Genomic DNA, 11,982 nt, shown 5'->3' with positions numbered 1-11,982 from the left:
GCCGGTCCCTTGGGCACGTTGCCTCGTCGCCCGGCGTGAGGGGCGCGTCGGCGCCTCGCCAGCACGCCGGGCCGGCTCAGCGGCGAACGGCGAGTGGGTGGTGCGGGGCGCGCTCGCGCCTCGCATGCACGCCGGGTCGGCTTAGCGGCGGACGGCCGGTGGGTGGGGGATGGCGAGCGGTGGGGGGCATGTCGAAAGTCGTGAACAAATCGGCGGATTTGTTCGCGCCTTTCGGGGGTGGTCTGGGGCCGGGGTGGTGATTGGACAGTCTGTCCCGGGTGCGTGGGGTGAAAGGGCAGGTGGGGTGGAGGAGGGAGTGGGACAGAGTGTCCGATCGTCCCCGGTCTGGTGGTCCCCAGGCTCCCGGTCCGGTGGTCCCCGGGTCCCCTGGGCCCGCCCGACCCGCGGGCCCGCCCGATCTGCCGGCTCTCCGCCTCTCCGTCCCTCCGCCCCACCGTCCTGCGAATGGTCCTCTGCTTCTCCCACCACCCACCGGCTGAAAGCCGCTGAGCCCGCCCGGCGTGCGTGCGAGGCGCGAGCGCGCCCCTTACGCCGGGGACTGGGCGGCCGACCTGAGGGACCGGCGTGCCTCGGCCACCCGTATTTCCGGGCCGCTCGCTCGCTTCTCCCTCGTGCTGGAGCGAGCCGAGTCAAGGGTGGCCCGCAGGGCCATCGCCGAAGGCGACGCGCAGCGCCCTTTACTCGGGTCGCGGAGGCACGACACTGGCAAGGAAGCGGGCGGCCCCCGCGGTCACTTCTCCGACGCCGTCGGCGACCGGCGTCGCGTGCCCAGCACTCCACCCCCGACCAGCACCAGACCCACCGCCAGGCCGGCCACCGTCCCGGCAGCGATCACTCGCCCCAGCCCGGAACCCGCCCCGGTCACCGGGACTGCGGCGGCGGCCACCACCACACCGGCACCGGCGCAGGCCGCGACCGCCTCGCCCCACGTGCGTGCGGTCCCGCGTCCCCAGCGCCACGGCCACGTCTCGCTGGTCACCAGGTAGGCGACCAGGAGGCCGACCACGCAGGCGGCCTCCCACCAGGCCGGGTCGCCGAACGCCGCGATCACCACAACGCCCGCCGCCAGCACCGTCGTACGGTGCCGCAGCAGCCGGTAGGACCACCAGACGGCCTCGGCCGACGGCCGCCGGTCCAGCGCGGGTGCCGCCCACGCCGCGAAGGCGACCGCGCAGGCGAGCGGCACCGCCTCTCCCGCCGTGTCCACCGCCGCCCACGGCCGCCACGCCATCACCACGGCCGCCACCCCGAGCACCCGCACCGGCACGGTGCCGATCCAGTAGCCGAGGTACTCCCGAAGGCCGACCCGCGTCTCCGGTACCGTCATCCCGCGCGCCCCCTTCCGCCGATCCGCCCCGACAGCAGCGGCGCCAGCGCCAGATCCAACGACTCGCCCACGACGTGCCGAAGGACCGGCACCCCGCTGTCCCGCAGGGCGAAGCGCATCGCGTCCCGCTCCGCGTGCCACAGGCGCAGTCCCAACTCGCCCGCCTCGTCGCCGGGTTCCACCTGCGGGTCGCCGCTCGGGATCTCCACGACGACCGGGCGACGCCCCCGCGCCTGAAGGTCCCGCAGCACCGTGAGTATCCGGGCGTCGCTCAACGGGGTGAACACGTACACGAGGGCCCCCTCCGGCAGTGCGGGCGGCGGGACCCGCTCGAGCCCGTCGCGGCCGAAGTTGCGGTCCTTGCGGACGTCGAGGACGCTCTCGACGATGCGGTAGAACGCCGCGTCCCCGGTGCCCGGCGCCAGCCACCGGGTGGTGCCGCCGGTCGAGACGACCCCCACCCGGTCGTGGGTACGCAGGTAGGCGCGGGCGAGTCCGGTGGCGGCCCGCACCGTCTCGTCCAGGGAGGACAGCCCGGTCACCGGGTCGACGACGTCCCCGAACGCGTCGAGCAGCATCACCGTGTCGGCCGCCCGCTCGGCCGCGAACCGGTGCAACTGCACGGCCCCGCGCCGGGTCGTCGACGGCCAGTGGATGCGCCGCTGCCGCTCCCCGGGAACCCAGGGCCCCACCCCGATGACCTCGACGCCTTCGCCGGACTGCGGCGACGCGTGCTCGCCGAGCCGCTGCGGCAGGCGGGCCGGGATCGGCGTGAACCGGGCCTGCGTGGCGTACGGGAAGACGGACACCTCGGCCGCCTCGACGCGCACGGTGCGGCGCACGATGCCGCCGGCGTCGTACACGTCGAGGTCCACCGGGCCGAGTGACCAGCGCCCCCAGTGTGTCGCGGTGTGGCGCAGCGTCACCGTGGACGGGCCGACGACCACCTCGTCCAGGCGCAGGCCGGGGCCGAGCGTGACACCGGGGTCGAGGCGCACGGCGTCTCCGTCGTGAGCCACCGAGATGCGGACGGTGACCGTGTCACCCTCGAAGCACCGCCCCGGCTCGACACTCGTCGACGTCTCGATGCGGCGGGCGTGGGCGCGGGGCAGTGCGAGCGCGAGCAGCACCAGCGGCGCCGCCGCGAGCGCGAGCAGCCACGCCCGGCCGGTGAGCAGCGCGGCGGACAGCGCCACGACGGCGACGGTCAGCAGGCGCAGGGTGCGCTCGCCCGGTCGCGGGCCGCCGGGCGGCGGGGGCGGTGGCTGCGTCGGGGCGGTGCGGCCCTCCAGGGCGCGGACCACCGCCGCGCCCGGCCGCGACACGGGTGCGGGTGCGGGCTCGGGTGTCGGTGCGGGTGTGGATGCGGGCGGGGTCACGACGGCACGGCGGCCGTACGCCGCGTCGTCGGCGTACCGACGCTGTCGACGATCTCGCGCAGCACGTCGTCCGTGGACATCTCGCGCACCCACAACTCCGGGCGCAGCGACACCCGGTGGGCCAGCGCGGGCACCGCGAGACGCTTGATGTCCTCGGGGACGACGTAGTCGCGGCCGTCCAGCACGGCGCGGGCGCGCGCGAGCTGGACCAGGGCGAGTCCGCCGCGCGGCGAGGCCCCGATGCTGATCTGCGGGTGGTCGCGGGTCGCGCCGACGAGCGCGACGGCGTACTCCAGCAGGTCGTCGTCCATCTCCACGCGCTCCACGACGGCCCGCCAGGCCACGACGTCTTCCGGACCCGCGAGCCTTTCGAGCACGGCCTCGGGCGCGGCCCGGTCGATCCGGGCCCGCAGCATCGCCAGCTCCTCCCGCGCGGCCAGATACCCCATCCGCACGCGCAGTTGGAACCGGTCGAGCTGGGCTTCGGGGAGGGAGTACGTGCCCTCGTACTCCACGGGGTTGGCGGTCGCGATCACCAGGAACGGGTCGGCGAGCGGCCGCGTCTCGCCGTCCACGGTCACCTGCGACTCGGCCATCGCCTCCAGCAGCGCGGCCTGCGTCTTCGGCGGCGTCCGGTTGATCTCGTCGGCGAGCAGGAGGTGCGTGAAGATCGGGCCGGGGTGGAACACCATCTCGCCGGTGCGCTGGTCGTACAGCGGCGTTCCGGTGACGTCCGACGGCAGCAGGTCGGGCGTGAACTGGATCCGGCGGAAGTCCAGGCCGAGCGTGGTGGCGAAGGACCGCGCGAGGAGTGTCTTGCCGAGCCCCGGCAGGTCCTCGACCAGGACGTGGCCGCGGGCCAGTACGCCCAGCATCACGAGTTCGAGGGCGTCCGGTTTGCCGACGACGGCGCGGCCGATCTCGCGCAGTACGGCACCGGCCTGCTCGCCGACCTGCTCGGCGGTGCGGAGCTGGGGCGTGGAGGAAGTCGTCACTTCGCTTGGTCCTTACCGGGACGGGGGCTACGAGAGCTAGCGGGGCTACGAGGGCTGCGGGTGCGGGGTGCGCCGAGTACTTCGAGGCGGTCGACGAGGCGGCGCAGCACGTCGACGGGGACATCGCCGTCGGGTCCGGTGCGTGGTGGTTGTGGTCCCAGCCACGGCCACAGCTCGGGGCCGATCAACTCGGCGGCCCGCTCGGGCTGGTGCTCGAGGGACACATGGTGGTGCTCGGCGAGCGCGGCGGCGTACAGGTGGCGCAGTTCGGGCCGGAGCACCGCACGGTAGTAGAGGGCGCCGTCGGGTCCGGTGGAGGTGCCCACGTTCCGTCGCCACTCGCCCATGCCCGGGGCCCGCGTCCGCAACAGCCGCACATCGTCCCGGTATCCGGAGTCGAAGGCGCCGGCCCCGGCGGCGTACCGGGCGACGAGCAGGGCCACGGCGACGACCAGGGCCACGAGGGCACCGGCCGCCTCGGGGCCGTCGAAGAGCAGTACGAGCAGGACGCCCGAGCCGGCGACCGCGCCGGCGAGCATCCCGAGGCGGCGCGGTGTGAGCGTGTCGTCTCCCGGTGCTGTCTCCGTGGTCCGGTTCACCGCATGGCCTCCCGCTCCCCGTCCCGCTCCCGGTCCTGGAGCAGCGAGGCGATCTCCTTCAGGGCGTCGGCCGCGGCCTCCCGGTGCGAGCCGTCCATGGGGTGCGAGGAGTAACGCGCCTCACGGAACAGCGCGGTGAGCCGCGGCGCCGCCGATCCCGGGGCGAGACCGGCGCCGACGGCTCGGGTGAGCAGGTCGGTGGGGCTGTCGGAAGCGTGCCGCGGCACTCCGGACGCGACGAGGGCGTCCTCCATCGCGGCGTAGCAGGCGATGACGGCCGCACGCGCGTCATCCGTGTCGGCGAGGGCGCGGCGGCCCGAATGCACGGCGGACAGGAGCAGCCGCGCGTCGTCGCCCTCCGGCGCGGTGCCCGCCGGGCCGGGGCGCTGCGGCACCCTCAGCCCGACCCGTCGCAGCCGCCGTACGACGGCCACCACGACGAGCACGACGACGACCGCGGCCAGCAGCGCGAGGACGAGATACAGGGGCAGGGAGGAATGGCCCGTGGGATCTCCCGTACGGTCCCGGGGCGGGGGAGTGACGAAGCTCGGTGTGGCGGGGGGTTCCGTCGCGAGGGGCAGCGGTGGGCCGGTCGTGGTGTCGCCGGTGGAGAACCGGTGCAGGACCATGGCCAGGACGCCGACGACCCCCGTCGCCGCGAGCAGCAGTGGCGCCGCGACTTCCCGCAGCCGCTCCTCACGCGGTGGCAGCGAGGGGCGGTCGGCGCCGAAACGGGGCCGGAAGCGTTTGACGACGGTCAGGGCCGCGAGGCTCCAGGCGATGGACCCCACGATCACCACGAAGCCCCAGTGGCCGAGCGGCCCCGTGCCGGAGTGCAGCAGCCCCTCCGCGGGCCGCAGCGCGAGCGCGGCGACGGCCAGCGCCCCGACCACCCCGGCGGCGACCACCGCCCCCGGCCCCGCCCGGTGTCTCGTCCGCTCCCCGTGTTCCACGCCGTCCCCCTCCCCCCGCCGAACCCGCCCCCCGAACGCCTGTTCACCGCAATCTTGGCACATGCCGCGCCACCCGCCCGCGGCACGGCTCTCGGTCAGCAGGAAGACGGCGGAGGGACGGCGGAGGGGCCGTGTGGTGCGGAATGGTCCGACGGTAGTATCCCGGGGCCCCACGCCTGCCGCCTCGACCCCCCACGCCTGCCCACCCCCACCCCACCGGCGCGCCCTCATGCTGATCACCACTGACCTGACCATCGGATCCGACCCCGTGCTTCGCCATCCGCAACCGGTCGGCAAGGTGCCGACGACGGCGCGGCACGTCGATGAGGTGGTCGCCTGCGATGTGGACTGGCGCCTGCCGTCGGACACGCTTCGGGTGCGGTCGGGGCTGGCCGTGCTGCCCACCGGTACGGACGGTGCGGGACCCGTGGACGCCGCCGCGGCGCTTCGGCGGCTCGTCCGCGCGGGAGTGGTGGCCGTGGTGCCGGCGCCCGCGGCGGCTGCCCGCACACCGGCCGAGGAAGCCGTCCGGGCCGGCCTGCAATGGCTGGTTCCCGCAGGGGCCTGGGACGCTCCCGAGACAGTGCGCCGGATACTGCGGCGGCAACTGACCGTCGAGCGGGACAACGCGAACGCGTCCGCCCGGGTGCTGACGCTGGCCGCGTGTGCGCTGGAGCGGTCGGAGGGTCCGGCGCGGCTGCTGCGCGAGGTGGCCGTCCTCACCGGCGGCTCCGTCATGCTGGTCGAACCGGGCGGGGCCGAGTGGGAACGGCTGGCCGCTGTGGTGCCGCAGGCACTGGAGCAGGTCCGCTCCGGTCGGACGCGTACGGCCGCCGCTCCCTTCGACGGACAGGAGTTGGTGCTGTACGCGGTGGGTCCCGAAGGGTCGGACCGGGTCCTGGCCGCGTTCCGGGCCGAGGGCTGGCCACCGTATCTGCGGCAGCTTCTGGCCCATACGGCAGGGCAGGTGGCGTTGTTGGAATCCTCGGTGCGCCACCGCCGGGACCGGGAAGCGCTGCGCACCGCGCTGCGGGGCATCCGGGTGTCGGTGCTGCAGTACCTCATGCTCGGAAACTGGGAGGGTGCGGTACGCATCGCCGAACCGCTGGCCCGGCTGGGCGCCGCCGAGTCAGGCGTCGGCCAGGTGCTGGCCGCGGGGCGCGGGGTGGTGGCCGTGGTGGCGTGCGCGCGGGGCGAGGACCGTGCCGGCACCGCCGCCGCCTGCGAGGCGGCCGTGGGAGGCAGGGGGCTGGTGGTGCTGTGCCCGGCGGAGCCACGGCACGTCATCGTGGTGCTCGCGCAGGAGACGGGCGGTGCGGCTCCACTGGCCGTCCTGCGACCGGTGGTGAGGCAGATGCCCGGACGTGTCGCGGGCGTGTCCGGGCCTCGGCCGTGGTCGCAGACCGCCTCGGCCTACGGGGCGGCGGTGCGCGCGCTGACGGCTGCCGAACACGATCCGGAACGGATAGTCCGGGACTTCGGCGGGGCCTCGCTCGTCACCTTCCTCCCGGCGCAGGCGCGCGCCTGGTCCCGCCAGGTCTGCGCCGGACTGCGGAACCTGACGGCGGAACAGCGGGCCCAGGCGGAGCCGACCGCTCGCCGGGCGCTGTCGTACGGTGCGCTGCGGGCCGGCCGGCTGCTCGGCATCGACCGCACCACGGCCAACAAGCGGCTGCGACTGGTGCTGGAGACGATGGGCCTCGACCACCGGCAGGTCGCGCACCGCGCGGTGGCGGACCTGGCCTTCCAGCTCGCGGACCTGCCCGAGCCGACGGGCAGCGGGCCGGCGGGCGGCGGGCCGGCGGCGCCGACCGGACTGCGGTCGCTGGTGCGGCAGGAGGCGGTGGTGGACTGGGCAGCGCGGGAACTGGGCGTCCTGGAAGACCCGTCGGACCCGCGGTTGCTGGCCACCTGGCTGGACCGGAACTGCCGCGCCGCCGCCACGGCCGACGCGCTCGGGATGCACCGGAACACGCTCGCTGCCCGGCTGCCGGCGCTCGGCGCCCGGCTGCGGCTGCCGCTGAGGGATCAGGGAGCCGCGCCCTACCAGTTGCTGTGGCTGCTCGTGGCCGCCGGACACCTGCCGGTGACCGTGGTGCCGGATCCGGTGGCGACAGGCTGACCACCGAGGGTCGGTTGGGGGTCGGGTGGGCAACGGTGGGGACGAGTGGGCACGGGTGGGGACGGTGCACCTCACTCGCACAGTGGCCGGCATCGAGTGCACAAGGCGGGGCGGCGGACGGCGTGCCTACGATTCCGGCGTTCGGGCGGTCTACGCGAAAGCCCCGGCCCCGAAACGGTTCGCCGGTGTCCTGGACCGCCCGGCTCAGCGACACCGCACCACGTGCGGAGAACAGGAGCAATTCCGTGCGCGTCTTTCTGCGCAGAGCGGCAGTCACCGCGACCTGCCTGGGCACGCTCGCCGGCGGCGCGGTCGCCGCGGCGGGTCCGGCCATGGCGGCGAGCTGCGGCGACAGGTACAGCATCTCGGTGGACGACCGCGGGTACACCGGTCCCTGGCCGGACAACTGGATCCTGAAGTCCACGATGTGCTCGTACCGGTCCGGCGGCTACATCTACAGCTACGCCAAGCTGTCCTGGGACATGCCGGACGCCCACGGCAGCGCGCCCAGCCTGACCTTCGACAGCGCCGCGTTCCGCGTGTACCTCAAGAAGAGCGTCTCCGGTGCGACGGACCCCGTCCGCTACTACAAGACCTTCGGCATCGAGGGCCGGATGGAGGACGGGGACGGGTCCTACACCACCCCGACCATCCGGCACGCCGTCTCCCGCTGGGCGCTCGGCGACGGCGCCTGGAAGCTGAACTGGAACAACGACGGCGACGGAGTGCAGCACTACTCGGTCAGGGCGTCGGCGCGGGTCTGACCCCGCCTCCCCGGGGCCGTCGGGCGGCTACCGTCCCCGACGGCTACCGTCCGACAGCCCCGGCGATGTCCCGGATCGTGTCCGGGCCCACCCGGCAGCAGCCGCCGATCAGCCGGGTCCCGTGCTCCCGCCAGCCCCGTACGCGCTCGGTCGCGAAGGACGGACGACCCGTCCAGGTGCGGGACTCCGCGTGCCACCTCTCCCCGCTGTTGGGGTAGGCGACGACCGGCTTGCCCGTGACGCGGGCGGCGGTCTCGACCGCGCCGGACACGTCCTCGGGGGCGCAGCAGTTCACGCCCACCGCGATCACCTCCTCCGCGTCGGCGGCCAGGGCGAAGGCCTCCTCCAGCGGCTGACCGGCGCGGGTGCGGTCCCCGGCGACGGTGTACGACAGCCAGGCGGGCACGCCCAGTCCGCGCACCGCCCTCAGCAGCGCCGCCGCCTCCTCGGTGTCGGGGACCGTCTCCAGCGCGAGGACGTCGGGCCGGGCGGCGGCCAGGACCTCCAGGCGGGGGCGGTGGAAGCGCTCCAGCTCGCCCGCGTCGAGGCCGTACCGGCCGCGGTACTCGGAGCCGTCCGCGAGCATCGCCCCGTACGGGCCCGCCGACGCCGCCACCCACAGGGGGCGGTCCGGTTGGTCCGCCCGCGCCCGGCGGGCGGCCTCCCTTGCCGACTCCACGCTGAGCGCGAGCAGTTCGGCCGCCCGTTCCCGGCCGATGCCGCGCCGGGCGAAGCCCTCGAAGGTGGCCTGGTAACTGGACGTGATCGCCACGTCCGCGCCCGCCTCGAAGTAGGCGAGATGGGCCCGAGTGATCGCTTCGGGATCCTCGGCGAGCAGCCGCGCCGACCACAGCGCGTCGCCCAGGTCGTGCCCGGCCGACTCCAACTGGTTGGACATCCCGCCGTCGAGCACGAGCGGGCCGGAGGCGAGGGCGTCGGCGAAGTCGCTGGTCATGGCACGAGGCTACGGCTTCTCGCCCCGGGCTCCGGGGGTCTTGTCCCCCGTGCGAGCTACGGCCAGGTGTCCACCGTGAGGTGACGATCTCCGGCCGCCGGATCCGTAGCGTCCATGTCAGCCCGCGGCAGTCGAGTCCGGGGCCCGACCGAGGAGTTCCCGTGAGGTTTGTCTGGCAGTTCCTGGCCGTGTTGGCGGCCTACGCCATCGGCGGCATCGCCACCAACGCCGTGAAGGACAACGACTGGCTCACGCTGGTCGTCGGGCTCACGTCGGCCGCGCTGGTGGTGTTCGTGTACGCCTGGGTGGTGCGGCGGACCGAGCGCCGGCAGGCCCTGGACGTGGCGCGGGAGGGTGCCGCGGCCAAGACCGGCTGGGGGATCCTGATGGGTGCCGGAATGTTCACGGCCGTCATCGTGAACCTCTTCGCCTCCGGGCACTACGAGGTCGACGGAGTGGGCTCGGTGCAGGGCGCGATCGGGCTGGTCGGCTTCATGGCCGCGGCCGCCGCGACGGAGGAGGTCGTGTTCCGCGGGGTCCTGTTCCGGATCATCGAGGAGCACCTCGGCACGTACCTCGCGCTGGGGCTGACCGGCCTGGGGTTCGGGGCCATGCACCTGCTCAACGAGGACGCCACCCTGTGGGGCGCCCTCGCCATCGCCATCGAGGCCGGCTTCATGCTCGCCGCCGCCTACGCCGCCACCCGCAGCCTGTGGCTGGCCATCGGCGTGCACTTCGGCTGGAACTTCGCCGCGGCCGGCATCTTCAGCGTCGCGGTCTCCGGCACCGGCACCAACGAGGGACTGCTCGACGCCGCGATGTCGGGGCCGAAGCTGCTCACCGGCGGCGACTTCGGGCCGGAGGGCAGCGTGTACTCGGTGGGCTTCGGGGCGCTGCTGACGCTGGTGTTCCTGTGGCTGGCCCACCGGCGCGGGAACGTCGTGCCGTTCGGCTCCCGGCGTGCCGCGGGCGCCAACTCCACCGCTACACTTCCCCGATGATCGATCGCCGACGGATCCCGGAGCTGTGGCGCGGGCTCGACGTCACGGTCCGGGACCTCCCGTTCGGGGTGCTGCTCCTCGTCGCGTCGCTCCTGCCGGCGCTCCGCGGCCAGGGTACGGAGGTCGGCGGCCTGCCGGACCGCCCCGGCGACGCGCTGGCCGGGGTGGCGGCCGTCCTCCAGTGCCTCCCGCTCGCCGTGCGCAGGCGGTGGCCGGTCGTCTGTGTCGCCCTGATCTCGCTCGGTTTCGCCATCGACCAGATCCGCGGTTACCACCTGTTCGCGGGCACCGCACTGCCCATCGCACTGCTGAGCGCCGGGTCCTATCTGGAGCGGTACCGGCGCGCGACGCTGATCGTCGCCTCCGTGGCGTTCGTGGCCCTGTCGGCCGAGCTGTACCGGCGCGGTACGGACGAATCGGTGGCCGAGTTCGTGGCGTTCTACGCGGCGCTGGCCCTGGCCTGGGGCATCGGAGCGTGGATGCGCTCCGCACGTGCCGCCGAGGCCGAACGCCGCAGCCGGGTCGCCGAGGACGCCCGCAACGCCGAGCGGACCCGCATCGCCCGCGAACTCCACGACGTCGTGACACACCACGTGACGGCGATGGTCGTGCAGTCCGAGGCGGCCCGGTATCTGACCGCCGCCCCCGACCGGCTCGACGAGACGCTGGCCGCCGTCAGCGACACCGGCCGCCGGGCCATCACCGACCTGCGGCACCTGCTCGACCTGCTCAACCCGGACCACGGCACCGCCGAGCCCAGGACGCCCCCCGTCGGCCGGGTGCTCACGCTCGTCGAGCAGACGCGCCGGGCCGGGCAGCCGGTGGAGTTCACCGAGGAGGGCACGCCGGCGGCCGCGACCGGCAGCTCCGACCTCGTGGCCTACCGCGTCGTGCAGGAAGCCCTGACGAACGCGCTCAAGTACGACCACGGCGGCAGGACCTCGGTCCTGGTGCGGCACGGCGAGAGGGAGATCACGGTGGAAGTGGGCACGGACGGCTCGGGTTCGGGGGCCGCGTCCCCCGGCGGAAGCGGGCGGGGGCTGGCCGGCCTGCGGGAACGGGTCGACGTCCTCGGCGGCGACTTCAGCGCGGACCGCCCGGCGGGCGGCGGCTTCGTCGTCCGGGCCCGGATACCCGGGGGGAACGGGGGGAGTACGTCATGAGCGGGCCGGTCCGGGTCGTGATCTGCGACGACCAGGCACTGATCCGCACCGGTCTCGCGACCATCGTCGACGCCCAGCCCGACCTGGAGGTGGTCGGCGAGTGCGGGGACGGTCAGGCCGGGGTCGACCTGGCCCGTGAAGTCCGCCCGGACGTCGTGGTGATGGACATCCGCATGCCGGTGCTCGACGGCCTCGAGGCCACCCGCCTGCTGGCCGGTGCCGGGGTGCAGCATCCCGTCAAGGTGCTCGTGGTGACCACGTTCAACCTCGACGAGTACGTCTACGAGGCCCTGCGCGCCGGCGCCAGCGGCTTCCTGCTCAAGGACGCGCCGCCGGACCGGCTGCTGCACGGCATCCGGACGGTGGCGATGGGCGCCGCGCTGCTCGACCCCGACGTGACGCGCCGCCTCGTGGGCCGGTACGCCGCCCGCATCCGGCCCGCCGAGGGCACCCCCCGGGAGATACCGCTGACGCCCCGCGAGATGGAGGTGCTGCGCCTCATCGCGGACGGCCTCTCCAACGGCGAGATCGCCGCGTCCCTCGTGATCAGCCCCGAGACCGTCAAGACCTTCGTCTCCCGCATCCTCACCAAACTCGACCTCCGCGACCGCGTCCAGGCGGTCGTCTTCGCCTACCGCCACGGACTGGTGACCTGAGCCGAGCGCAGGTTGCGGCCCGGGACACTCCGGCGGGAACACTTCGG

Annotated in this window: 11 protein-coding genes; 5 read left to right on the top strand and 6 right to left on the bottom strand. The window is 74.5% G+C overall.

Annotation, left to right across the window (positions count from 1 at the left end; all coding sequences use genetic code 11):
- Positions 1-751: 751 nt before the first annotated feature.
- The 5 genes from KUM40_RS20360 to KUM40_RS20340 are packed head-to-tail and all read right to left on the bottom strand — an operon-like array spanning position 752 to position 5,274.
- A complete protein-coding gene (locus tag KUM40_RS20360) occupies positions 752-1,348 on the bottom strand; it encodes a hypothetical protein (protein WP_217167442.1) in 597 nt (198 codons plus the stop codon).
- Positions 1,345-2,727, bottom strand: a complete 1,383-nt coding sequence (locus KUM40_RS20355; RefSeq protein WP_217167441.1) for a DUF58 domain-containing protein — start codon at positions 2,725-2,727, stop codon at positions 1,345-1,347. The genes KUM40_RS20360 and KUM40_RS20355 overlap by 4 nt, the downstream gene beginning before the upstream one ends.
- On the bottom strand, positions 2,724-3,722 hold the full coding sequence (locus KUM40_RS20350) for a MoxR family ATPase (protein ID WP_217167440.1): 999 nt from the start codon (positions 3,720-3,722) through the stop codon (positions 2,724-2,726). The genes KUM40_RS20355 and KUM40_RS20350 overlap by 4 nt, the downstream gene beginning before the upstream one ends.
- Positions 3,719-4,321 (bottom strand): hypothetical protein, encoded by a 603-nt coding sequence (locus KUM40_RS20345; protein ID WP_217167439.1) that lies wholly within the window; start codon positions 4,319-4,321, stop codon positions 3,719-3,721. Before KUM40_RS20345 ends, KUM40_RS20350 begins: the two co-directional genes overlap by 4 nt.
- Positions 4,318-5,274: a DUF4129 domain-containing protein gene (locus KUM40_RS20340; protein WP_308401197.1), complete on the bottom strand. Its 957-nt coding sequence runs from the start codon at positions 5,272-5,274 to the stop codon at positions 4,318-4,320. Before KUM40_RS20340 ends, KUM40_RS20345 begins: the two co-directional genes overlap by 4 nt.
- Positions 5,275-5,503: 229 nt before the next feature.
- Between KUM40_RS20340 and KUM40_RS20335 the strand changes: the two genes are divergently transcribed.
- Positions 5,504-7,396 carry a helix-turn-helix domain-containing protein gene (locus KUM40_RS20335; RefSeq protein ID WP_217167437.1) on the top strand — a complete coding sequence of 631 codons (1,893 nt, stop codon included), beginning with the start codon at positions 5,504-5,506 and terminating at the stop codon, positions 7,394-7,396.
- 245 nt (positions 7,397-7,641) lie between these two features.
- Positions 7,642-8,160: a hypothetical protein gene (locus KUM40_RS20330; RefSeq protein ID WP_217167436.1), complete on the top strand. Its 519-nt coding sequence runs from the start codon at positions 7,642-7,644 to the stop codon at positions 8,158-8,160.
- Positions 8,161-8,203: 43 nt separating this feature from the next.
- On the opposite strand, the gene mmuM is transcribed toward KUM40_RS20330, so the two are convergent.
- Complete coding sequence (gene mmuM, locus KUM40_RS20325) at positions 8,204-9,115, bottom strand: homocysteine S-methyltransferase (protein ID WP_217167435.1); 912 nt, start codon at positions 9,113-9,115, stop codon at positions 8,204-8,206.
- A 161-nt stretch (positions 9,116-9,276) separates the two neighbouring features.
- Here mmuM and KUM40_RS20320 point away from each other — a divergent pair, with 161 nt between their 5' ends.
- Genes KUM40_RS20320 through KUM40_RS20310 form a run of 3 tightly spaced genes read left to right on the top strand, consistent with a single transcriptional unit; the run spans position 9,277 to position 11,935 of the window.
- Positions 9,277-10,116: a CPBP family intramembrane glutamic endopeptidase gene (locus tag KUM40_RS20320; protein WP_217167434.1), complete on the top strand. Its 840-nt coding sequence runs from the start codon at positions 9,277-9,279 to the stop codon at positions 10,114-10,116.
- Positions 10,113-11,279, top strand: a complete 1,167-nt coding sequence (locus KUM40_RS20315) for a sensor histidine kinase (RefSeq protein ID WP_217167433.1) — start codon at positions 10,113-10,115, stop codon at positions 11,277-11,279. Before KUM40_RS20320 ends, KUM40_RS20315 begins: the two co-directional genes overlap by 4 nt.
- A complete protein-coding gene (locus KUM40_RS20310) occupies positions 11,276-11,935 on the top strand; it encodes a response regulator transcription factor (protein ID WP_217167432.1) in 660 nt (219 codons plus the stop codon). The genes KUM40_RS20315 and KUM40_RS20310 overlap by 4 nt, the downstream gene beginning before the upstream one ends.
- The last annotated feature ends 47 nt before the right edge of the window (positions 11,936-11,982 follow it).

It is taken from the genome of Streptomyces sp. AC512_CC834 (assembly GCF_019049325.1).
GTDB lineage: Bacteria > Actinomycetota > Actinomycetes > Streptomycetales > Streptomycetaceae > Streptomyces.
The sequence above is the reverse complement of the archived record's forward strand: the minus strand, read 5'-3'. Positions and strand labels throughout refer to the sequence as shown.